The 22220-nt window shown below is 67.5% G+C and carries 22 protein-coding genes and 1 tRNA gene; 10 read left to right on the plus strand and 13 right to left on the minus strand.

What is annotated here, in order from left to right; translation table 11 throughout:
• Window positions 1-145: 145 nt before the first annotated feature.
• A complete protein-coding gene (locus tag OHB12_RS26565; protein ID WP_327111735.1) occupies window positions 146-853 on the minus strand; it encodes a GntR family transcriptional regulator in 708 nt (235 codons plus the stop codon).
• A gap of 293 nt (window positions 854-1146) precedes the next feature.
• Here OHB12_RS26565 and OHB12_RS26570 point away from each other — a divergent pair, with 293 nt between their 5' ends.
• Window positions 1147-1614 (plus strand): hypothetical protein, encoded by a 468-nt coding sequence (locus OHB12_RS26570; protein WP_327111737.1) that lies wholly within the window; start codon window positions 1147-1149, stop codon window positions 1612-1614.
• A gap of 172 nt (window positions 1615-1786) precedes the next feature.
• On the opposite strand, the gene OHB12_RS26575 is transcribed toward OHB12_RS26570, so the two are convergent.
• From OHB12_RS26575 to OHB12_RS26595, 5 genes are all read right to left on the minus strand, one after another.
• Window positions 1787-2518 carry an SDR family NAD(P)-dependent oxidoreductase gene (locus OHB12_RS26575; protein WP_327111739.1) on the minus strand — a complete coding sequence of 244 codons (732 nt, stop codon included), beginning with the start codon at window positions 2516-2518 and terminating at the stop codon, window positions 1787-1789.
• Window positions 2519-2655: 137 nt separating this feature from the next.
• A complete protein-coding gene (locus OHB12_RS26580; protein WP_327111741.1) occupies window positions 2656-3228 on the minus strand; it encodes a hypothetical protein in 573 nt (190 codons plus the stop codon).
• Window positions 3229-3553: 325 nt separating this feature from the next.
• Window positions 3554-3627: transfer RNA gene (locus OHB12_RS26585), tRNA-Pro, on the minus strand.
• Window positions 3628-3687: 60 nt separating this feature from the next.
• Window positions 3688-5709: a hypothetical protein gene (locus OHB12_RS26590; RefSeq protein WP_327111743.1), complete on the minus strand. Its 2022-nt coding sequence runs from the start codon at window positions 5707-5709 to the stop codon at window positions 3688-3690.
• A gap of 37 nt (window positions 5710-5746) precedes the next feature.
• Entirely contained in the window at window positions 5747-6709 is a 963-nt protein-coding gene (locus tag OHB12_RS26595) for a metallophosphoesterase (RefSeq protein ID WP_327111745.1), read from the minus strand.
• A 133-nt stretch (window positions 6710-6842) separates the two neighbouring features.
• Between OHB12_RS26595 and OHB12_RS26600 the strand changes: the two genes are divergently transcribed.
• On the plus strand, window positions 6843-7307 hold the full coding sequence (locus tag OHB12_RS26600) for a GatB/YqeY domain-containing protein (RefSeq protein ID WP_327111747.1): 465 nt from the start codon (window positions 6843-6845) through the stop codon (window positions 7305-7307).
• Between the two features lie 60 nt (window positions 7308-7367).
• Here OHB12_RS26600 and OHB12_RS26605 read toward each other — a convergent pair whose 3' ends face one another.
• Window positions 7368-9737 (minus strand): penicillin-binding protein, encoded by a 2370-nt coding sequence (locus OHB12_RS26605; protein ID WP_327111749.1) that lies wholly within the window; start codon window positions 9735-9737, stop codon window positions 7368-7370.
• A 370-nt stretch (window positions 9738-10107) separates the two neighbouring features.
• Here OHB12_RS26605 and OHB12_RS26610 point away from each other — a divergent pair, with 370 nt between their 5' ends.
• Window positions 10108-10431, plus strand: a complete 324-nt coding sequence (locus tag OHB12_RS26610; RefSeq protein ID WP_014981178.1) for a WhiB family transcriptional regulator — start codon at window positions 10108-10110, stop codon at window positions 10429-10431.
• Between the two features lie 100 nt (window positions 10432-10531).
• On the opposite strand, the gene OHB12_RS26615 is transcribed toward OHB12_RS26610, so the two are convergent.
• Both OHB12_RS26615 and OHB12_RS26620 read right to left on the minus strand, forming a co-directional pair.
• A complete protein-coding gene (locus OHB12_RS26615) occupies window positions 10532-11671 on the minus strand; it encodes an ArsA family ATPase (RefSeq protein WP_327111754.1) in 1140 nt (379 codons plus the stop codon).
• Window positions 11668-12687, minus strand: a complete 1020-nt coding sequence (locus tag OHB12_RS26620; protein WP_327121494.1) for an ArsA family ATPase — start codon at window positions 12685-12687, stop codon at window positions 11668-11670. Before OHB12_RS26620 ends, OHB12_RS26615 begins: the two co-directional genes overlap by 4 nt.
• Window positions 12688-13553: 866 nt before the next feature.
• On the opposite strand from OHB12_RS26620, the gene OHB12_RS26625 reads away from it, so the two are divergent.
• The 3 genes from OHB12_RS26625 to OHB12_RS26635 all read left to right on the plus strand — a co-directional run bounded on the left by OHB12_RS26625 (window position 13554) and on the right by OHB12_RS26635 (window position 15689).
• Window positions 13554-13715 (plus strand): DUF4177 domain-containing protein, encoded by a 162-nt coding sequence (locus tag OHB12_RS26625; RefSeq protein ID WP_327111756.1) that lies wholly within the window; start codon window positions 13554-13556, stop codon window positions 13713-13715.
• Between the two features lie 14 nt (window positions 13716-13729).
• The gene (locus OHB12_RS26630; RefSeq protein WP_327111758.1) at window positions 13730-14188 is read left to right on the plus strand and encodes a RidA family protein; all 459 of its coding nucleotides are present in this window, start codon (window positions 13730-13732) and stop codon (window positions 14186-14188) included.
• A 709-nt stretch (window positions 14189-14897) separates the two neighbouring features.
• Window positions 14898-15689, plus strand: coding sequence for an MBL fold metallo-hydrolase (locus OHB12_RS26635; protein ID WP_327111760.1), 792 nt, complete (start codon window positions 14898-14900; stop codon window positions 15687-15689).
• A 75-nt stretch (window positions 15690-15764) separates the two neighbouring features.
• Here OHB12_RS26635 and OHB12_RS26640 read toward each other — a convergent pair whose 3' ends face one another.
• Both OHB12_RS26640 and OHB12_RS26645 read right to left on the minus strand, forming a co-directional pair.
• Window positions 15765-16439 (minus strand): Crp/Fnr family transcriptional regulator, encoded by a 675-nt coding sequence (locus tag OHB12_RS26640; RefSeq protein ID WP_019044571.1) that lies wholly within the window; start codon window positions 16437-16439, stop codon window positions 15765-15767.
• Between the two features lie 217 nt (window positions 16440-16656).
• Window positions 16657-16884 carry a hypothetical protein gene (locus OHB12_RS26645; RefSeq protein ID WP_327111777.1) on the minus strand — a complete coding sequence of 76 codons (228 nt, stop codon included), beginning with the start codon at window positions 16882-16884 and terminating at the stop codon, window positions 16657-16659.
• 238 nt (window positions 16885-17122) lie between these two features.
• On the opposite strand from OHB12_RS26645, the gene nth reads away from it, so the two are divergent.
• The 4 genes from nth to OHB12_RS26665 all read left to right on the plus strand — a co-directional run bounded on the left by nth (window position 17123) and on the right by OHB12_RS26665 (window position 20472).
• Window positions 17123-17824, plus strand: a complete 702-nt coding sequence (gene nth / locus OHB12_RS26650) for an endonuclease III (RefSeq protein WP_327121496.1) — start codon at window positions 17123-17125, stop codon at window positions 17822-17824.
• 68 nt (window positions 17825-17892) lie between these two features.
• Window positions 17893-18483: a TlpA family protein disulfide reductase gene (locus OHB12_RS26655; RefSeq protein ID WP_327121498.1), complete on the plus strand. Its 591-nt coding sequence runs from the start codon at window positions 17893-17895 to the stop codon at window positions 18481-18483.
• An 82-nt stretch (window positions 18484-18565) separates the two neighbouring features.
• Window positions 18566-19282 (plus strand): NUDIX hydrolase, encoded by a 717-nt coding sequence (locus tag OHB12_RS26660; protein WP_327111779.1) that lies wholly within the window; start codon window positions 18566-18568, stop codon window positions 19280-19282.
• Complete coding sequence (locus OHB12_RS26665) at window positions 19279-20472, plus strand: MarP family serine protease (protein WP_327111781.1); 1194 nt, start codon at window positions 19279-19281, stop codon at window positions 20470-20472. The genes OHB12_RS26660 and OHB12_RS26665 overlap by 4 nt, the downstream gene beginning before the upstream one ends.
• A 60-nt stretch (window positions 20473-20532) precedes the next feature.
• On the opposite strand, the gene OHB12_RS26670 is transcribed toward OHB12_RS26665, so the two are convergent.
• Window positions 20533-21468, minus strand: coding sequence for an alpha/beta fold hydrolase (locus tag OHB12_RS26670; RefSeq protein ID WP_327111783.1), 936 nt, complete (start codon window positions 21466-21468; stop codon window positions 20533-20535).
• A gap of 45 nt (window positions 21469-21513) precedes the next feature.
• Entirely contained in the window at window positions 21514-22020 is a 507-nt protein-coding gene (locus OHB12_RS26675; RefSeq protein WP_327111785.1) for a phage holin family protein, read from the minus strand.
• Between the last annotated feature and the right edge of the window lie 200 nt (window positions 22021-22220).

Raw genomic sequence — 22220 nt, forward strand, 5'->3', positions numbered from 1 at the left:
CCGCGTACTCGCCGCGTCGTTCATCCAGCAGCGCCGACACAGCACCCCCGAAGGGCACGAGGCGTCAACAAGTGGCCCGCACAGCGCATCACCGACGAGCTCGCCGACATCGGCTTCACGATCAACCGGCCGGGCCGATTGCGAACTATTCGGTGGCCAGGGACATCGCCGCGATCGCGCGCGTGACCCGTTCGAGCACGACATCCAGCGATTCACCGATGTGCGTATGCAGCAGCCGGTAGGCGAGGGAAAGATCGTCCGCCAGTACGGCGTCGAGGATGCCGAGATGCTCGGCGATGGTGGTCTCGATCCGGTTGTTGACCATGAAGTCGTACATCCGCACATGGCGGATCCGTGAGTTCACCGCCTTCAGCGCCCGCACCATCTCGGCGTTGCCCGCCGCGGTGAGCAGCGTGACGTGGAACTCCTCGTCGCGCACCACGAACCCCGGTTCCTGTTCGGGCGGAGCGGCGCGTAACTCCAGCCATGCGGCGTGTTCGGCCTCCAGCAGTTCCTGATCGTGCACAACGGCCGGATTGGTCATCGCGCGCTGTAAACCGCCCAGCTCGAGCGTTATTCGCAGCTCGTAGAGGTCGCGGATCAGCGGGATACTCGGCCGCACCGGGCTGAAACCGTACTCTTCGCGCTGGAGCAGTCCGTCCGAGCACAGAACCGTCAGGGCTTCCCGGATCGGCGTACGTGAAATGCCGAAGCGCGCCGACAGTTTCGGCTCGGTCAGCCGCTCGCCGAACTTGATGTCCCCGTTCATCAGTTCGCGGCGCAGCGCCGCGTACACCACGTCGCGCAGGGGTTTGCCCGCCGCGTTCTCCAGTGTGGCCAGCCGTGTCGACATGTCTGTATACGCTATTGACCTTGCGTTTCGGTGGGATGTCCGCGTGTTATGGCCGAGTAAGCGTCTGCGCACAGCGCCGGTCCTTTCTGTGGCCATCCGACTGGGATGTGGATACGAATGCCAAATGCGGGCGGGTACTACGGCGGCGCGCCACGATTTACGGGGCTTGTGCCGGTCGAACACGCTGACTCCGCTTGTGTTCGATGCGGGACGGATCGAAACAGAATCCGCCGTTGGTTCGACAGAGTTGTCAGGTCGGTTGTCTACATCAGCGATTTCACCGAGGAGATGGCATGAAGCGCAGTACGAAGCTCGCCGGGGTCCTGGCCGCCGCAGCAGTGGCGCCGAGCATCCTGGCCGGCAACGCCGGAGCCGACGAAGGCGCGGTCTATTTCTCGGCAGGCAGCGCGAACTGCGCGATCTTCGGTGACGGGAGCGTCGGGTGTGATCTGGGATCTCCCCTTCGCCTGAACTACACCGTGGGCACCACCTACCTTCCGTTGTCGATTCCGATCAGCGAGATCGTGATCGATCAACCGTGGCTGCCTGCGCACCCCACCTTCGCCGGAGGCACGTCGTACACGCTGGCCGCCGGCAATCCCAGCATCTACGACCTGAAGACTGGCCAAGACATGTGGGGGCCGGTCATCGAGCACGCGGGATCGTCGTGCCGAATCGGTTTCCACGGGAGTTTCACCTGCAACGCGAAGGGGCGGGGATTCAGCGCGTACGGCGGCATCATCTCCGCCGCGATCCCGTAATTCGGGTGTCGGAAAAGGGCATGTCATCGGCGGTCGGCTTGTGCGAGGGACGCGGATCATCGCACCTCGCTACGCGCCGGCCGCCGGTGGATCCGTCTACCGCACGCTGGGTTTCGTGCCCTGCGGATATGCGACTATCGCCCGACCAGCACCGAGGCCGCTCCGTCCGGATCTACCGCGGCGCCTCGGCGGCCCGGGCGGCGCCATCGATTCGGATGGCCTGCGCGGTCACCGCGCTCGCCGCCGCGCTTGCCAGGTAGGCGACCACCTCCGCGGGCTGGCTCATTGTTGCGATGACCGCATCGAGCTCCGCGTTTCCGGTCTCGCCGGCACCGTGGCTGACCGTGTTGACGGTGATCCGCCGCGGCGCGAAGTCCGGTGCCACGGCCTGACCGAGCTGCTCGACGGCGCCGCGGGTCGCGTCGTAGAGCGCGCCGCGCGGGCTGGCGGAATCGCAGACGGTGATGATCCGGCCGTCGTCGGCCAGGTGCGCCGAGGCCAGCTGTATACCGTGGAACACCCCCTTCACCGTCACCGCGAAGCCGAGGTCGAACGTCTCCCCGCTGATCTTCACGAACGGTTCGGCATCGGGCACCGTCGCGGTGTTGACCAGCAGGTCCCACCGGCCGCAGTCCTCGAGCAGCACCTGTACCAGCTCCTCGTATTCCGCGTGGTCGCCGAGATCGGCCGCGAGCCCGAGAGCGGTACCGTCAGCGGCCGTGATCTCCTTGATCACGTCAGCCGCCGCCTCCGGGAAATGCGGATGATGGACCACAACTTGCGCCCCTTGCGCAGCAAGTGTTTTCGCGATCGCTCGTCCGATCCCGGTGTAGGCCCCTGTGACAAGTGCTGTCTTCCCGGACAGCGGTTTGTCTGCGCGGACCCCATCGACGGGCTTGCTCATGTGCCGACCTTTCGCCGATTGCGGAAACAATGTCTCAGGATGGTATTCGTTGCGCGGCGGACGATGTCGCCGACAGCCCGCGTACCTGATCGGGCGCGTCGTGCGCCGGACCGGCTTGTTCCGCGCCGCATCGAACACTAACCGCTGATCGTATTCGCGTCAGGCACATCGGAAATGGCAGGCGATGGCAGTAGCTGTGGCGCCGGAAGCGCGGTCAGAATGCCCAGGTCGGGTCGCGCGCATGCGTAGAAGCGGTCCCTGGCATCCGACGCCCGGATCAGAGCCTGGCGGATGGCCTCGGCGGACACCGCGGTATCGGTGTGCAGCACGCGCAGTTCCCAGACCTTCTGCTGCCAGTTCCGCGCTGCCTCGACCGTCGGACCGTCAGCGAGCAGCAGGATCGACTCGAGCAGGTCAGCGCGTGCGTCTTCCGCAGTGGCCAAGAGTGGCCAGCCTTCGGACATGGACAGCGTCTCATGGCCAGGCCATAGCTCGGGGTGCATCGCGGCAGCCATCTTCACGTGCAGCCGAACCTCATGCTTGATGGCACCCGCGAACGCAACGTAGGCCTCGTGCCGTGCGCTGTCCCATCGTGTCGCATGATGACGGCTCCATTGCAGACGATCTTTGCGAACGTTGAAGTAGTAGCCGATCCACGCCGAGGTCGCGCCGGTGACGATGGCGATCACCGCACTGTAGAGCGCAAGCATCGCCCAAGCCTATGCACTCTGGTTGGACGCATCTCAACTGCCCTGTCGGCCAGTCGAATTCGGATCGCTGATCGCGCCGACCCCGTGCCTCCGAGCCGGGACCGGTCCCGACTGCCGTCGGGACCGGTGTGACCCTGATCATGCCGCGAGGGGTCGGCTGGACTTGAACTCACCGGGCGAACTCGGCTCGCGACCGATAACGGCGTCGGCTGTAGATCGTGGCCCCAGGGCATTCGGATAGTTCTGATACCGACCTCACCATGCAACAAAGAAGGCCCCTGACCAGTTGAATGGTCAGGGGCCTTCTTGTCGTCTCAACCACGAGTCGGGGTGACAGGATTTGAACCTGCGACCTCTTCGTCCCGAACGAAGCGCGCTACCAAGCTGCGCCACACCCCGTGAATCGAACCTGGAGTAGCTTACAACAGGGTGGGGTGAGACGTTAAACCGGCAGGTCAGTCAGCCTTCGTGGGGCCGGATGCTGGTGAAGATGCGCTTGGCGGTCTCGGTGCCGAGGGCGTTGGGGACGCCGGTGTCGGCGACGATCACCATGACGAAGTTTCCGCTGTCGCTGGGGAACGCGACGGTGTAGACGGAGTACGCCGTGGCGCAGCCGGGCTTGGCCTGGCTGACGGTGCCGTTGGTCTCCACGAACATGCCGTGCTGTGATCCGTCCAGCGACGCCAACGGCACGGGCGCGCCCGGGGTGCTGTCGGAGGATTCCTTGTAGGCGAGTTTGGCTGTCCTCGTACCGAGTTCGGTTGCCGCGCTTGCCGAATCGGCGTCATTCGAGCCGGTGAGGAAGGCGACGGTTCGGGTCGAGCCAGGGCAGTAGCCCTTGCCCTCGCTGGCGTAACCCTTGCCCGCGACCGCGTTGGGCGGCTCGCCGAAGCCGCCGATGGTGCCCTGCGAAGCGACGGTCCAGTCGGCGGGCACGTCGTAGGCCGCACCGCGGTCCGGTGCGACGACCACCTGGTAGCCCGGGATGAGCGAGGCCTCGTTGCCTGCGCCGCTCGCGGTTGTTGTCGGCGCAGGCGTTGTCGTCTGCGCGGAGGTGTGCGCGCCCCCGGTCGTGGTGAGTGCGCTCACCATCGATGGTGAGCTCTCCTGCGCGGAATCCGATCCGCGCTTGGCCAGCGCCACCGCCGTCACCGCGACACCGGCCACCAGCAGCACGACCAGCCCGACCAGCAGCACAGTCTTGCCCCGGCCACCGCGGTTCGGTCCATAACCCGAAAACCCGGCGTGCGGAGCGTACTGCGCGGCGCCGTAGCCGGGCCGGTAGCGCTCGAGCGGGATCACCTCGCCGTACTGCTCCGGCCCGCTGTGGGCTGGTCGCCATTGCAAGTTCGGATCCGGCTGCCCGAACCCGTCGGCGCTCGGATATCCGAGCAAGGTCGGTGTGCTGTCGTCCGGCCCACCTCGCCCCGGGGTTCCAGCGCTCTGCTGCCAGCCACCGGAGGACGCGGGCTGGTCGAGCGGACCCAGCGGTTGCCCGAGCATGGTCGGACCGGTGTGCCCGTGGCCCGTCTCGGGCGAGCCGAAGTCGCGCTGCCCCGGCGCGTACTGTCCGGGCGCCACGTGTCCGCCGAGGTGGTGGGCCTGCATCGTCTCGTCGGTTCGGCCGGTCGTGTCCTGCCCGGGCTGCCGGTGTTCGGCGAGTGGCTGCGCCAGCAGGGTCGGGTCGGCCTGGCCGGACGAGGGCTGCGGGCTCGATGTCCACTGTCCGGCGGGCGTCTGGGCCAGGAGCGTCGGGTCGGCTTGTGCGGCCGAACCGGCATTGTGCGGCCACGAAGGCGCGGCAGGCTCCGCGGAGTGGGGTTGCCACTGGAGTGTGGGCGCGGCCTGACCGCCCATTCCCGGCTGGGTGGGGTCGGGCTGAGCCGTCGGTCCGGACGCGGGTTGGTTCAGGTGGCCGAGTTGTTGCGCGTCAGGTGTCTGTCCTGCCTGTCCTGCCGGGCTCGGCTGCCACGGATAGGACGGAGCGTTCCCTTCGTGTGGCGGTTCGGGCGCACCGACTCCCGGCTGCCACTGCGAAGTCGGAGCGTACTGGTCGTACCGCGGTTCCGCCTGTTCACGCCCTCCCGTGTTCGGACGCCCTTGCGGTGTGAGCTGATCCGAATCACGTTCGCCCGCTTGCTCATTCGAGCTACGCCGCCATGGTGTGGCGGGGCGGGCGGGTTCGCTCGCCGCGGGGTGCTCGGTCGCGCCGGGCCACCGGTGTGTGGAAGGAGTCGAGTGTCCCTCGGTGCTCGGACTGCCCGACCACTCAGCGCCCGAAAACTGGTGTCCCTGCGGCGTTTCGGACTGCCCGGGCGCCGCCGGATGCGCCCCGGAGGTCGGCCGCCCCGTGGGATCGGAACCGTCACGCGTCGCATCGGGATCGAAATATGCTGCTCCGGACGGCTGTTGCCGAGGCTGCTGCGCACCCGGCCGTCCCGGAACCGCCGGGTCGTCGCGCCGGTCGTCGAATTCACTCACCGTTTTCCCTACCTGACACTCGTCTCGGCAGGGGACCTTAGCGGGCGACGGCCTCCGACGCCGACACGCCCTGGCCCGCGTCGGCTCCCGGACGCCTCGGTGGCGCGGCGACCAGCGTCAACAGGGTTGCCTCTGGGCGGCAGCAGAATCGGTACGGCGCCCACGGCGAGGTGCCGATGCCCGCGGAGACATGCAACTGGGTGCGCCCACCCCATTTGGAGGGGCCCTTCACCCGGGAGCGGTCGATGCCGCAGTTGGTGACGAGTGCGCCGTATCCGGGCAGGCACAGTTGGCCGCCGTGCGTGTGCCCAGCCAGCACCAGGTCGTAGCCGTCCTCGGCGAAGCGGTCCAGTACCCGCGGCTCGGGTGAGTGGGTGAGACCGATCCGCAATTCGGCCAATGGGTTCGGAGCACCCGTGATGGTGTCGTAGCGGTCGCGCTGCAGGTGCGGATCGTCCACACCGGCGGTGGCGATCCGGATGCCCGCCACCTCGAGGTCACGGCGGACGTGCGTCAGATCGAGCCAGCCGCGCTCGGTGAAGGCCGCGCGCAGGTCCTTCCACGGCAGCGGAGCGCCGAAGGTGCGGCGGTGGTCCTTCTTGAAGTACTTCAGCGGGTTCTTCGCCACCGGCGCGAAGTAGTCGTTGCTGCCGAAGATGAAAAGACCCGGGCGGGAAAGCAATCCGCCGAGGGCCTGGACAACCGCGGGCACCGACTTCTGGTGCGAGAGGTTGTCGCCGGTGTTGACCACCAGATCTGGCTCCAAGCGGTCCAGCTCGCGCAGCCACTGCTGCTTGAGCTTCTGGCCTGGCATCATGTGCAGATCACTGATGTGCAGCACCCGCAGCGATGACGACCCCGGCGCCAACACGGGCATGGTCGCCTCCCGCAGAACGAAGGCGTTGCGTTCGACCAGCGAGGCGTAGCCGATTCCGGCCACCGCGGCACCGGCGGCTCCCAGCGCGGTCGTGCGTACAGCAGAGGTCGAGATCACGGGCATTTGCCCAGCATAGGTGACCCCGCGCGGGAGCGCCGGGTGTGTTTCCGCACAAGCGCGGGTTCGGACGCCGAGAAATCCGACAGCGGTGCAAATGTGGTGGGCCCGCCGCGACGGACCGGCTACCGTGAGCTGCATGTCGGAACTCAAATCGCAGCTGCGGACGGACCTGACCGTCGCGATGAAAGCCAAGGATACGCTGCGCCTTTCCACGTTGCGGATGCTGCTCACGGCGATCCAGACCGCGGAGGTCGCAGGCTCGGAAGCACGCGAGCTCTCCGACGCCGAGGTCGTCGCCGTGCTGCAGAAGGAGTCGAAGAAGCGCAACGAGTCCGCCGAGGTCTACACCCAGGCTGGGCGCGGCGAACTGGCGGCGAACGAGCATGCCGAAGCGCACATCATCGACGAATACCTGCCGACCCAACTGACCGACGCTGAGGTCGCCGACCTCGCCGACACCGCGATCGCGCAGGTGGCCGAGGAAATCGGTGAGCGGCCCGGCATACGCCAGATGGGCCAGGTCATGAAGATCGCCACCGGGCTCGCGGCGGGAAAGGCCGACGGTTCGCGGATCTCGGCCGCGGTGAAGGCACGACTGTAGCGTCGCGTGAACTGCGAAAGGGGCCGCGAACCGGATGGTTCGCGGCCCCTTTTCGGTCACTCAGCGCGGGATCGGGATCGGAATCGGGATCGGTGGCAGCCGCGGTATCGGCAGGCCGGGCGGCCCCGGTGGCGGCCCCGGTGGTGGCCCGGGCGGCGGGGCTTCCCGCACGGTGCCGTCACTGATGTAGAGCGTGATCACCGAACCGGGGATCGCCGAGCCGTTCGGCGCGGTCCCCATCACGGTGCCCTTCGGCTGCGACCCGGCGCCGGTCACCGACGTCACCTGAAAGCCGGCGGCGACCAGCGCGGAGGTGGCCTCGCCCTGGGTCTTGCCTGCGACGTCTGGCACCTGGGCGTTGTTCGAGCCGCGCACGTACTTGTCGTCCAGCGGTGGCAGCCCGGGCGTCGGGAACAGGGGTACCACCGGCTTGATCGCGTTGAACCAGGTGCGCGCCGGTTCGTTACCGCCGAACAGGTTGCCGTCGCCGCAACTGTGCAGCGGGAACGAGCAGATCTCGCCGGGCGTCGGGCTGTCGCCGTAGATGTAGGCCGCGGCGGCCAGCGAGTTGGTGAATCCGAGGAAGGCCGACGAACGGTGGCTCTCGGTGGTGCCCGTCTTGCCGGAGAGCGGGAAGTTCCAGCCCGCCGATCGAGCCGCACCCGCGGCGGTGCCGCTGATGTCGTCCTTGCTCATCGCGTTGGCCAGGGTGTTCGCCAGACCTGGCTCGACGACCTGCTCGCACGCCTGCTGGGTCAGCGGCACCTGCCTGCCCTGGCGGTCCACGACATCCTTGATCGGGTTCGGCGGGCACCACCGGCCGCCGGAGCCTAGTGTCGCGGCGACATTGGACAGCTCGAGCGGGTTGATCGCGACCGGGCCGAGGGTGAAGGAGCCGAGATTCTGGTCCTTGACCATGTCGGCCAGGCTTTGGTTGCCGTGGCCGGACGTGCCCGCCTCGGTGTAAGTGCGCATACCGAGGCGGATGGCCATGTCGACGGTCGGGGTGACTCCGACCGCCTGGATAAGCTTGACGAAGGCGGTGTTCGGTGAGGTGGCCAGCGCCTCCGTCACCGACATCGGCGACTTGTACTTGCCCGCGTTCTCGACGCAATAAGTGGCAGGCGGGCAGCCGCGCGCACCACCGTTACCCATACCCTTGGCCTCGAACCGGCCGGGCACGTCGAGTTCGGCGTCGATGCCGAGGCCCTTCTCCATGGCCGCGGCGGTCGTGAAGAGCTTGAAGATCGAGCCGGCGCCGTCACCGACCAGCGAGTACGGCTGGGGCTGCACGGTCTCGCTCGCGTCCCGGTTCAGGCCGTAGGTGCGACTGCTTGCCATCGCGAGCACCGGGTGGGAGTCCGGCCCCGGCGCGACCACGGACATGACCTGTGCGATGTCATCGAGGTTCGGGTTGGCCGCCTCGGCCACCGACCGCTTCACCGAGTCCTGTACGGCTGGGTCGAGGGTGGTCTTGATGCGATAGCCACCCTTATCGATCTGGTCGCGGCTGATACCCGCGTTCGCGAGGTACTGCAGCGCGTAGTCGCAGAAGAAGCCGCGGTCGTTGGCCGCGATGCAGCCCCGTGGCAGGCCTTTGGGCTCCGGAAGCACCCCCAGCGGCTTGGTCTTGGCCTCGCGGAACTCGTTGGCGCGGCTCGGGATGTTCTGGATCAGGGTGTCCAGCACCGTGTTGCGCCGGGCCAGCACGCCGTCGGCATTGGTGTAGGGGTTGAGCTTCGAGGAACTCTGCACCATGCCCGCCAGCATCGCGGCCTGCCAGATGTTCAGCTCGGACGCGTCGACGCCGAAGTAGGTCTGCGCGGCGTCCTGGATGCCGTAGGAGGAATTACCGAACGGGACGAGGTTGAGGTACCGGGTAAGGATCTCGTCTTTGGTCAGCTCCCGGTCCAGCGTGAGCGCCATCCGGATCTCACGGATCTTGCGGGCCGGGGTGGTCTCGATGGCGGCGCGGCGCTCGGCGTCGGTCTTGGCGACCACGAGCAGCTGGAAGTTCTTCACATATTGCTGATCCAGCGTCGACGCGCCCTGCTGGACCTCGCCGCTGCTGGTGTTGGTAAGGAACGCGCGTAGCGTGCCCTGCCAGTCCACGCCCTCGTGTTCGGCGAAACGTCGGTCCTCGATGGACACGATCGCCAGCTTCATGTCGTTGGAGATCTTGTCGCTGGGGACCTCGAACCGGCGCTGCTCGTACAGCCAGGCGATCGGATTGCCCGCCGCGTCGACCATGGTCGAGACTGCGGGCACCGTTCCTTCCACCAATTCCGCGGAGACGTTGTCGACGGCGTCGGCGGCGCGGTTGGATACGAATCCGAAACCGCCCGCGAGCGGGAACAACAACCCGGCGACGAGCACGGCGGCCAGCGCGCAGCTGCCGGCCAGCCTCGCGAGCGTATGTGTGATCGGCACGACCCCAAGACTACGGGGTGCCCCGCGCGCCTTCTTGGCGGCATTTGTCCGATGGCCGGAACTGGTGATCCGTGAACCAGCATGGGCGTGTCGCGGATTCGGCTCTGGCGTGTCGGGGAACGGCATATCCGGAATCTGCCTGACCGTCCTGTATGAGCCCGACTTTGCAGGGACGGACGTACCAAAAAATCTCGGGACGGTCTTGCGCAAGCGCTATACCTTTACCTAGATTGAGAACCCAGTGTGATAGAGCTAACACTCAAATGTGGAATGTGGTGCACTGCGCAGCGGGGTTTGGGTTGCTGCGGTGGTGACACGCGATTCTGGAGCGCCGTTGACCCGGTGTTCGGACTGCAAAGGGGCACACCAAATGCACATGACAACCCCCATCGCTCGATTGGACGTGGAGCAGGCCGAAGCAAGAATCGCCTGGGTAGCCCAGGCCCGATGCAAAGAAGTAGATCCCGATCAGCTGTTCGTCCGCGGTGCGGCGCAGCGCAAAGCGGCGACGATCTGCAGGCACTGCCCGGTGCTCATGCAGTGTGGTGCCGACGCTCTCGACAATCGTGTCGAGTTCGGCGTGTGGGGCGGCATGACCGAACGACAGCGCCGCGCGCTGCTGAAGCAGCATCCGGAGGTGACATCCTGGGCCGATTTCTTCCAGGCCCAGCGCCAGCATCAGGTGGCGATGTAGTCCTGGCAGGTAGTCCTAGCAGAACAATGAAACGGAGCCCGCGGCAGCGGGCTCAGTTTCGTTTGAAGACGGTTGAACCGATAGCGGATACGCCTGAGTATCAGACGGTTACCTGGACGGTGCGGGTGAGCTGATCGCCGACGGCGCGCAGTGCGTCGAGATCGGACACCTCGAACGGAAGCGTGGTCACCGTGACGATCGGTACGCGGGGATGCGCGCCGGTGAAGCGGGATAGCAGGTGCTGTTCCCGCTTGTCGGTGGCAACCCGGCGCGCATGGACGCGCAGCACCGCCGCGGTGAGTGGATCGGACTCCTCGAGCTGGTCGGCGGCAGTCAGCGCGTGATCGGCCGACAGCGAGCTGAGCGCCGGATGTGTCCGGTTCAGCACCAGCCCGGCCAGCGGCATGCGCTCGGTGGAGAGCCGATCGACGAAGAACGAGGCTTCGCGCAGAGCGTCCGGTTCCGGCGCCGCGACCACCAGGAAGTGTGTGCCGGGCTTCGACAGCATCGCGTAGGTGCGGTCGGCGCGGTCCTGGAAGCCACCGAACAGAGAATCCAGCGACTGTAGGAAGTTCGACGCGTCCTTGAGCATCTGCCCGCCGACGATGGTGGACACCGCGCGCACGGCCAGGCTCATCGCACCGGTCACCAGCCGGGTGACGCCGCGGCCCGGCGCCATGATCACCCGGATCATGCGGCCGTTGAGGAAGTTGTTCAGCCGCTTCGGCGCGTCCAGGAAGTCGAGGGCGTTACGCGAGGGCGGGGTGTCCACCACGATCAGGTCCCACTCGCGCTGGTGGGCCAGCTGGCCCAGCTTCTCCATGGCCATGTACTCCTGCGTGCCCCCGAAGGACGACGCGACGGTCTGATAGAAGGGGTTGGCGAAGATCTGCTCCGCCTTCTCCGGGCTGGTGTGCTCGAGCACCATGTCGTCGAACGTGCGACGCATGTTGAGCATCATCGCGTGTAGCTCGCCCTTGGCTTCCGGGCCAAGTGCTACCCGCTGCGGGCTGTTGTCCAGCTCGGCGACGCCGAGCGACTGGGCCAGTCGGCGAGCCGGGTCGATGGTGAGCACCACGACCTTGCGCCCCTGCTCGGCCGCGCGCAACGCGATCGCGGCGGCGGTGGTCGTCTTCCCGACGCCGCCGGAGCCACAGCAGACCACCACGCGCGCCGACGGGTCGGCGAGGATCTTCGACATGTCCAGCGGGGCCGCCACGGACGGGATCGGCGTGCTCATCGGACTCCCTGCGCGCTGAGATGCTCGGCTAGTTCGTAGATTCCGCCCAGGTCCATCCCGTCCGCGAGAGCGGGCAGGTAGAGCCGGTTCACGTCGACCTTGGCCAGTTCCGCCGCGCTGTCGTCCTGTGCCTGCAAAGTGGCCGAGTGTTCCACGGCTTCGGTGATCAAGCCCTGGAAATCATTGTCCGACAATGTGATTCCTGCGGAGCCCAGGCCGGCGCGGATGGCGTCGGAGTCGAGATCACCCTGCGCGGCCCGTGCGCGCAGGTCGGGCGGCAGCTGGCCCTCGGTCGCGCGATTCACGACCACCGTGCCGATGCGCAGGTCGGCGGCCGTCAGCTCAGCCACGGCGTCGGCGGTTTCCTGCACCGGCAGCGCCTCCAGCAGTGTGACCAGGTGAATCATGGTCTGATCCGAGTGCAGCAGCTTCGAAACGCCCTCGGCCTGCGAGGCGATCGGCCCGCCCTTGGCCACCTCGACCATGGCCTGGGTGACGTCGAGGAAGCTTGCGATCCGGCCGGTCGGCGGCGCGTCGACCACGATTTCGTCGTAGACCCGCTTGCCGGACTTGTCCACGCGGACCGCGCATTCTTTGATCTTGCCGGTCAGGATGACGTCGCGAAGACCGGGCGCGATCGTTGTGACGAAATCGATGGCGCCCATCCTGCGCATCGCCCGGCCCGCGAAGCCCAGGTTGTAGAACATGTCGAGGTATTCGAGGAAGGCGTGCTCGATATCCAATGCCAGCGCGGCCACCTCGCCACCACCATCGGCGGTGGCGATCCTGGTCTCGGTCGGCGGCAGCGGCGGCAGATCGAACAGCTGCGCGATCGACTGCCTGCTTTCCACCTCCACCAACAACACCCGGCGGCCCCCCGCGGCGAGCGCGAGTGCCAACGCCGCGGCCACCGTCGACTTGCCCGTGCCCCCTTTGCCGGAGACGTAGTGCAAGCGGGCCTCTTCCGCGCGCTTCGGCCACCCTGTGTCCAGCCCCGGCTCCGCCGAAAGTGGCACTACTGTTGGTACTCCCACGCTCGCGAGCCTATAACCCGTTCTGAGTTCACGTCCGAGGGATCCGGCTAGTCTCAGGTCCAGGACGTGCTGCTGTACCAGACAATGCCGCTGGGGCAGCGGCCCCGGGGCGGCACGACATAAGGACATGTCAGAGCTGGTGATGCGGGAACCGTCGCTGGATTGAGGACATACCGTCGCCCGCTGGTGATGTACGGGCCGCAGCGGCGATTGGTGCCATAGGGCCGACCCAGGTGTGACGTACGGAACGTCGGCCTTGTCCACCTACAAGGCCGCCGCCAGAGATCGGCCGACAGAGGACTGCCGCAACGTTTGGTGACGCACCACCTGCCAACTCGGACAACTCGAATTGCCCGGACATCCGCTGCCAGAGGACCGCAGCAGGCGGAGGTGATGCCGGACGCAGGCTTCGGCGAGTACGAGCCGCAGCGAAGATCGGCGGGACTACCGACTGCTGCCGGATGGGTGATCTGATGACCGCTGCCGGATGGGCGACCGCCAGATGGGCGACGTAACGACGGGCTCCGGATGGGCACGTAGGAGACGCCCCAGGCCAGCGGCACATAGATCGCCAAGCCGATCAGCGTACGACCCATCAGGTCGATGCGGAAGAGACCGTCAACCTCGGCCGACCCCGCCCTTCCGAGCGAAGTGAGACCGAGCATTGCCCGTTCGCGGCTCGGCTCGCATCCGACCGGCCGCGACGCATGCGACGAAGTCGCCAGTCGCGGCCGGTCGGATGCGAGCCATCAAGGAGCCGCGAACACGCAGCGCCGCAGGCGCTGCAATCCGACACAGAGCACGCAGCGCCGCAGGCGCTGCAAATTAAGCACAGTACGCTCTCGCACATGAGTGATGCGACCTTGTGGGAGTACGCGACCGTGCCGCTGCTGACGCACGCGACCAAGCAGATTCTCGACCAGTGGGGTGCCGACGGCTGGGAGCTGGTCACCGTCCTGCCCGGCCCGACCGGCGAACAGCACGTCGCCTACCTCAAGCGGCCCAAGTAGAGAGGGATGACGCAATGACCCAGTGGGAGAAGAATCTCGCCGAGCTCGGACTGACCCTACCTCCGGTTGTGGCCCCGGTCGCCGCCTACATTCCTGCGATCCGCACCGGGTCGCTCGTCTACACCTCCGGCCAGTTGCCGTTCGTGGACGGTGAGCTATCCGCGGTCGGCAAGGTCGGCGCCGAGGTCTCGATCGAGGCGGCCAAGGAGGCGGCGCGGCTGTGCGCGCTGAACGCGCTGGCCGCGGTGCATGATCTGGTCGGGCTGGACGCGGTGGTGCGGATTGTCAAGGTGGTCGGATTCGTGGCCTCCGCACCGGGATTCGGTGAGCAGCCGGTGGTTGTCAACGGCGCGTCGGAGCTCCTGGGCCAGGTGTTCGGCGATGCGGGCAAGCACGCGCGCTCCGCCGTCGGTGTCGCCGAACTTCCCAGGAACACTCCGGTCGAAGTCGAATTGATCGCCGAGGTGCTGTGATATTTGCCGCGCGGGCGCGAACGGGGAATGCTTGGTCTCGCTTCGCTCGGAAGCGGGGGTTGAGCCGATGGGGTCGTGTTGGGTGGGGGCTGTGATCCTGGGTGTTTGTGGCTGGTCGGTGTCGTGTGTTGGGGTGGCCGGTGGCGGCTTCGTCGCGGGACGTGTTGGCCGCTCGGATGCGAGCCGGGCCGCGAACGGGGAATGCTTGGTCTCGCTTCGCTCGGAAGCGGGGGTTGAGCCGATGGGGTCGTGTTGGGTGGGGGCTGTGATCCTGGGTGTTTGTGGCTGGTCGGTGTCGTGTGTTGGGGTGGCCGGTGGCGGCTTCGTCGCGGGACGTGTTGGCCGCTCGGACGCGAGTCGGGCCGCGAACGGGGAATGCTTGGTCTCGCTTCGCTCGGAAGCGGGGGTTGAGCCGATGGGGTCGTGTTGGGTGGGGGCTGTGATCCTGGGTGTTTGTGGCTGGTCGGTGTCGTGTGTTGGGGTGGCCGGTGGCGGCTTCGTCGCGGGACGTGTTGGCCGCTCGGATGCGAGCCCGGCCGCGAACGCGCTCGTAAGACTCGCGCTGCGCGGGGTGGGAATGGAGGATGGCAGGTTTCACTCCGTTCCGATCCCGGGTTCTGTCGATGTTCGCAGGGGGGCGCTATAGGCACGAGTCGGCGCGAACGAATGCTTGTGTAGATCTATCCGTTTCACTCGAGGACAATGTGGCATGGCACTTGAGCACCCTGCGTATGGTCAGTTGCGTCGAGTCACCCCGACGGCGGCGGTGCTGCTCGCCGACAATCCAGGGCCGATGACGCTGGAGGGGACCAACACCTGGATACTGCGCGCTCCGGGACGATCGGACTGTGTGGTGGTCGACCCGGGGCCCAAGGACAAGTCGCACGGTAAGGCGATCGCCGAGGCCGCCGGGGGCGAGATCGCCCTTACCCTGATCACCCACCGCCACCATGACCATACCGGCGGCATCGATCGGCTGGTCGAGCTGACCGGAACACCGGTACGGGCAAAGGATTCCGGCTTTCTGCGGGACTCGGACGCGACGCTGGTGGATGGCGAGGTGATCGAGGCGGCGGGTTTGCGGATCACCGTGCTGCACACGCCGGGCCACACCGGCGACTCGGTGAGCTTCGTTCTCGACGATGCGGTGCTGACCGGCGACACTATCCTCGGCGCGGGCACCACCGTGCTGGACTCCAGCGACGGCACCCTGGCCGACTACCTGTCGTCGCTGGACAAGCTGGTCGAGGCGGGCAAGGGCAAGGCGCTGCTGCCCGCGCATGGCCCGGACCATCCCGACCTGGAGTCGATCGCGCGGTACTACATCGCCCATCGGCACGAGCGGCTCGACCAGGTGCGTGCGGCATTGCGCGTGCTTGGGCCGGACGCCGGTGCGATGGCGGTGGTGCGGCGCGTGTACGCCGACGTGGACAAGCGGTTGTGGCCGGCCGCGCGCAGTTCGGTGCAGGCACAGCTGGAATACCTTCGGGTGTACGGCTGACCAGGTAGACGACAACAGCACGCCGGGTTCAGTGGAGCGCTGAATCCGGCGTGCTGTGCGTTGTCGGTACGAGTGTTACCGCGCGCGGCGAGCGAGCCGCTCGGAGTCGGAGATGAGCACGCTCTTGCCCTCCAGCCGCAGCCAGCCGCGATGCGCGAAGTCGGCGAGCGCCTTGTTCACGGTCTCGCGGGAGGCACCGACCAGCTGGGCGATCTCCTCCTGGGTCAGGTCGTGGGTGACCCGCAGTGCGCCCGCCTCCTGAGTGCCGAACCGCTGCGCGAGCTGCAGCAGCGCCTTGGCGACCCGGCCGGGAACGTCGGTGAAGATCAGGTCGGCCAGGTTGTTGTTGGTGCGGCGCAAGCGGCGGGCGAGCACGCGGAGCAGCTGCTCGGCGATCTCGGGGCGCTGGTCGATCCATGCCTTGAGGGCGTCGCGGTCCATCGTCACGGCGCGAACCTCGGTCACCGTGGTAGCGGTGGAGGTGCGCGGGCCGGGGTCGAAGATCGACAGCTCACCGAACATATCGGACGGGCCCATGATGGTCAGCAGGTTCTCCCGGCCATCGGGCGAGCGACGACCGATCTTCACCTTGCCGGACGTGATGATATACAGCCGGTCGCCAGGCTCACCCTCGTTGAAGATGACATGGCCGCGCGGGAAATCCACGGGCTGCAGCTGTTTGGCGAGGGCGGCCACCGCAGTGGGCTCGACGCCCTGGAAGATGCCTGCTCTGGCGAGGGCCTCGTCCACGAATGTGCTCCTTATGGGAAATGGCTCTGTACTGGACCGAAGCGACTCGGCCAACAGCGCAGTCTACGCGGCATGATGACAGCGTAGTGACAGACACCACGTAACGGGTGAATTGCGCGACGCAGCGGAGAACCGTACCAGTGTCCGATCGGCGGCGTTCGTGGGTCCCTTCGTGGTTACGCAAGCTGCCGCCGCCGGGACCGTCGCTTGCACCGTGTCAGCTTGCCCGGGCCACATCCAGCTCCTCGCCGCGAGAGCGGCGCCTGCGCATCCGGGCCACGGCCGCTGGCAGACCGAGCTTCGTCAGCTCCTTCACCTCGGCGTTGCTTGCGTTGTCCAGGTACTGCTGAACCTCTTCGTCGGGTTCGAGAAGCTTGCTGAGCCGATTCTCGACCCGCTCCATGCCCAGTGCGAACAGCATCAACACCACTGGGAAGAGCGCCACAGCGAGTCCTTGCATGTCGAGCAGTAAACACGGTCCAGGTCTCAGATGGAACACGGCAACCCAACTGGAAGGGCAACGTTGTCCGCCGGTTACGTATGGTGGACGCGTGCGAGTTTCCCCCTCCATCGCCGCCGGGAACGGGCTTTCGCCTGCCTCCGACGCCTCCGATGCGCAGCCGGTCGCTGCCGCGGCTCCGAAACGGAAAACCAGGGCGCGACAGGCGGAAACCCGGCTCGGGCTGGTCCGGAGAGCGCGCCGGATGAACCGGGAACTCGCGGTCGCTTTCCCAGACGCGCACTGTGAGCTGGATTTCACCACTCCGCTCGAATTGGCGGTGGCGACAATACTTTCCGCGCAGTGCACCGATGAGCGCGTGAATCGCACCACCCCGGCGGTGTTCGCGCGGTACCCGGACGCTCGTGCCTACGCCGGGGCAAACCGCGCGGAGCTGGAGGAATACATCCGGCCCACCGGGTTCTACCGCAACAAGACCACCGCTCTGATCGGCCTCGGGCAGGCACTGCTCGAGCAGCATGATGGTGAATTGCCTCACACCTTGGTAGAACTCGTTCTTTTGCCCGGGATCGGACGCAAGACTGCCAACGTCATTCTCGGTAACGCGTTCGGGGTGCCCGGCATCACGGTCGACACACATTTCGGCCGCTTGGTGCGGCGCTGGCAGTGGACCGCCGAAGAAGATCCGGTGAAGGTCGAGCACATCGTCGGCGCGCTGATCGAGCGCAAGGAATGGACGATGCTGTCGCACCGGGTGATCTTTCACGGGCGCCGCGTCTGTCATGCCCGCAAACCGGCGTGCGGTGTGTGCGTCCTGGCCAAGGACTGCCCGTCGTTCGGGACCGGGCCGACCGATCCGGAGATCGCGGCCAAGCTTGTGAAGGGGCCGGAGCGGGAGCATCTGCTCGAGCTGGTGGGCCGGTGAGCTCGGAGCCCTCCGTCGGTAGAGGGATAGGGTACGGATGGCGTTGGGCACTTGCGGGTCTGATCGTGGTGGTAGCGCTCGCGGTCGCGGTGTGGCCGCGCGGGAATGACGACAACGACGCGAAACCGGGTCGCGAACAGCCGACCGGCGCCGCGTTCGGCGTGTCGGACGAGCTGCGCGCCGCGGCAGGTCTGCCCGCCTGCCCGCAACCCGCGGGAGGCCCCGCCGGAAACAGCCCGTTGGCAGGCATCACCCTGGAATGCCTGGCAGACGGCAGGCCGGTCGCCCTGGCCGCCGCCCTGGCGGGCAAGCCCGCCCTGCTGAACCTCTGGGCCTACTGGTGTGCACCGTGTGCCCAAGAGTTGCCGTATTTGCAGCAATTCGCGCAGCGCGCCGGGAACGCGATTACCGTGCTGACCGTGCACAGCGACCCCGACGAGGCCAAAGCGCTGTCCAGGCTGACTGGACTGACCGTGAAACTGCCCGGCGTGCTCGATGCGGCCGCGCGGGTACGCACGGCCGTCGGAGCCCCCGCGGTACTGCCGGTTTCGGTGCTGCTGCGGGCCGACGGCTCGGTTGCCGAGGTTGTGGTGCGTGCCTTCGACGGGGTCGATGACATCGCGAACACCGTCGCAGGCGAGCTCGGAGTGGCCGCATGACACTGCGGGCGGACAGATCGGTTGTGGAGGTGTTGGTGCGGGCGTTCATTCGGGTCGGCGGCGTCGTGCGGGGAGGCGCGAGATGACCATCCCTGTGCCACAAGATATTCCGAAGTGGCTGAGCAGGTCGGCCGACCCGGCCGTCGACACCGCCGACACCTTGACGATGGACCGTGCGTTGCGCAGGGCCATGACCGTGACCTCGACGCCGCGGCAGGCCGCGGTGCTCGTGCTGTTCGGCGGCTCGGCCGACGCGGACCCGGACGCGCCCGGCGGACTGCCCGCGGACGCGGAGGTTCTGCTGACCCAGCGCGCGTCCACCATGCGCCAGCATCGCGGTCAGGTCGCTTTCCCCGGCGGTGAGGTGGACCCCGGCGACACCGGGCCGATCGACACCGCACTTCGCGAAGCCTGCGAGGAGACCGGACTCGACCGCACGGGCGTGCAACCCTTCGCCGTGCTTCCGAAACTGTTCGTGCCGCCGTCCCGGTTCGACGTGACGCCGGTCGTCGCATACTGGCGCACGCCGAGCGAGGTCCGTGTGGTGAACGAGAGCGAGACCGAGCGTGTCGCGCGCGTTCCGGTCGCTCGGCTGCTCGATCCGGCGAACCGCTTCTTGGTCAAGAGCGCCCTCGGCTACCAGAGCCTAGCTTTCCAGGTGGACGGGATGCTGGTCTGGGGACTGACCGGCGGCATCCTCGGCGGGATCTTCAGAGCCGCGGGTTGGGAACGGGAGTGGGACCACGAGGACGTTCGTGACCTGGAGACAGCACTCGCCGCCATGGGGATGACGTTATGAGCTCGTCGGCCTGGCTCGACATCGCGGTTGTGCTGCTTGCGCTGCTCGCCGCCTCCTCAGGGTGGCGGCAGGGCGCGGTGGCCTCCGCGCTCGCCTTCCTCGGCGTGGTGCTCGGCGCGGTCGCGGGCATCCTGATCGCGCCGCACATCTTGGTCCACGTCGACGAGGGACGCACCAGGGTGCTGACCGGCGTGCTGCTCATCGTGGTGCTGGTGATCGTCGGCGAGGTCGCGGGCATGGTGCTCGGGCGCGCCGCCCGCAGCGGCATGCGCCACCCGTTCACGCGCAGCGTGGACAGTGTGGTCGGCGCCGTGCTGCAGGCGGTGGCCGTTCTGGTCACCGCGTGGCTGCTCGCGTTGCCGTTGGCCACCTCGTCGCAACCGGCCGTCGCGACCGCGATCAACGGTTCGCGGGTGCTCGCCGACGTCAACGACGTCGCGCCGAACTGGTTGCGCCGCCTGCCCAACGAGTTCTCCAAGCTGCTCAACACCTCCGGTCTGCCGGACGTGATCGGGCCGTTCGGCCGCGCGCCGATCGCGGCCGTCGAACCGCCCGATCCGAGCGTGCTTGCCAGCCCGGTCGCGGCGTCGTTGCAGCAGAGCGTGCTGCGCATTCGCGGTGTCGCGCCGAGTTGCCAACGGGCGCTGGAGGGTTCGGGTTTCGTGGTCGCGCCGGAGCGGGTGATGACCAACGCCCACGTGGTCGCGGGCACCACCAGCGTCGCGGTGGACACCCCACGTGGCCCGTTGGACGCCAATGTGGTGCTGTTCGACCCGTCCAAGGACGTCGCGGTGCTCGCGGTGCCCGGGCTGACCGCTCCGGTGGTCGGGCAGGCGCCCGCGCCGGCGCGCTCGGGCGACAGTGCCATCGTGCTCGGCTATCCAGGCGGCGGTCCGTACACGGCCAGCGCTGCTCGTGTTCGCGAGACGCTGGATCTCACCGGCCCGACCATCTACCGCAACGGCACCGTGGAGCGCGAGGTCTACACCGTCCGCGGCCAGGTCCGGGCGGGCAATTCCGGGGGGCCGCTGGTGGATACGGACGGACAGGTGCTCGGCGTGGTGTTCGGCGCCGCCGTCACCGACGACGACACCGGCTACGTGCTCACGCTCGCGGAGGTCCGCGCCCAGCTCGACGCGGCCGCCGGGATCGACGTGGCGGTCGACACAGGAGCCTGCGTCCTCAGCTGATCGAGTCCCTGGCCACGCACGTGCGTGGCCAGGGAAGCACGCGGCGAAACGCGAAAAGGCTCAGGGAAGGAGCTTCGCAAGCTCCGTCGTGACGGCATCCGGGTTCTCCTGATGGGCGAAGTGGCCCGCGGCGGGAATGGCGACCAGGCGCCGTTCTGGCGAAAGGTGATGGCCGCGGCGGACCGTGCCGGTCAGCACGTACGGGTCGAGGTCGCCGCGCATGGCAAGCACCGGGATATGGATGGGTGCGCGCATGGTCGCCATGAACCGGCGGCCGTCCGGGCGCCACTGGCTGCGGAACGCCCAGCGCTGATACTCCAGCGCACAGTGCGCCGCGCCGGGGATCTGGATGGCCGACCGCATCCGTCGCGCGGTGTCGACGAATTCGGCGGTGCCCGACCAGCCTGCGCTCACCCGCTGCCGCAGCAACCGTTCAACCTCGAAGCCATCGGCCGTGGTCAGCAGGTGCTCGCCGTAGCGAGGGAGTTGGTAGCGCAGGAAGTTCGGCAGCCAGGCCGCGCGCTGGCGGCGGTTGCGCAGCACCGCGCTCTTCAGCGCCGACGGATGCGGCGAGCCGACCAGCGCGATCGAGCGGACCAGCCGCGGGTGCAGCACGGCGGTCGTCCAGCAGACCAGCCCGCCGTCGGCATGCCCGACCAGCGTGGCGTCGGTGTAGCCGAGTGCGCGGATGAGCCCGGCGACGTCACCTGCCAATGTCCAGCCGTCGTAGCCACGCGGGGGTTTGTCGCTGTCGCCGTAGCCGCGCAGGTCGACAGCGACGGCGCGATAGCCGAGGTCGGCGAGGCCGGTCAGCTGATTACGCCAAGACCACCAGAAGTCCGCGAATCCGTGCAGCAGCACGACGAGCGGGGCGTCGGAACGCTCGGTGGCCGCCTCGACGACATGGAATCGAATGCCGTTGGCATGAACATCCCGATGCGTCCACGGTCCGTCGTAGCGGACGCTGGACGGGTCCGGAAGCAAGTTCGACGACACGGCGATCGAGCCTAGTAGCCGCCGTACCCGCCCGCTGACGCGCGCCTAGGAAGTCCGCTTCTCCAACACGAGGTGGTCGTCGTGTGCGGACCCGCCGAGGCTGTGCGGCAGTACCGTGCGCGCCTGCTTGAGCGAGTCGATCGTCTTCTCCGGCGCGCGCAGCTTCTTCACCCGCAGGTAGCCGAGCAACGCGAGCACCGCGGTCGCCACGACCATCAGAACGAAGACGATCAGGAAGGCGGCCCAACGCGCCAGCCACACGTCGAGGAGTTCACCGACGAAGAAGAAAAAGAAGAAGGTGCTGAACAGCAGGACGGTCAGGGCGAGGATGAAGTAGACGCTGCCCTGGAGGCCCTTCTTGATCTCGCCGGTGACCTCGGCCTTGGCCAGTTCGACCTCGGCGCGGACCAGGGTCGACATCTGCTCGGTGGCGTCGCGGACCAGGCTCCCGAAACTCGCGGAGCCGAGGGGATCGGTGTCCGACAGGGGAATGGAGGTTACCGTACGACCGCGCTGTGCGTCGCTCCCGTTACCGCCGTGGTTGAAACTCACTTGGTCGACCCTTCTCCCTGTCCCGGCACTGCTTCGGCTCCGTTCTCTCTGCGGCGCTCCCGGTCCCCTCCGTGGTCACGCAGGCTACCGCCTCCGGGCACATCGCTCGCGCCGCTCTGTTCTCTCTGCGGCGCTCCCGGTGCCCTTCGTGGTCACGCAGGCTACCGCCTCCGGGCACATCGCTCGCGCCGCTCTGTTCT

This window comes from Nocardia sp. NBC_01730, from assembly GCF_035920445.1.
In the GTDB taxonomy this organism is placed as follows: domain Bacteria; phylum Actinomycetota; class Actinomycetes; order Mycobacteriales; family Mycobacteriaceae; genus Nocardia.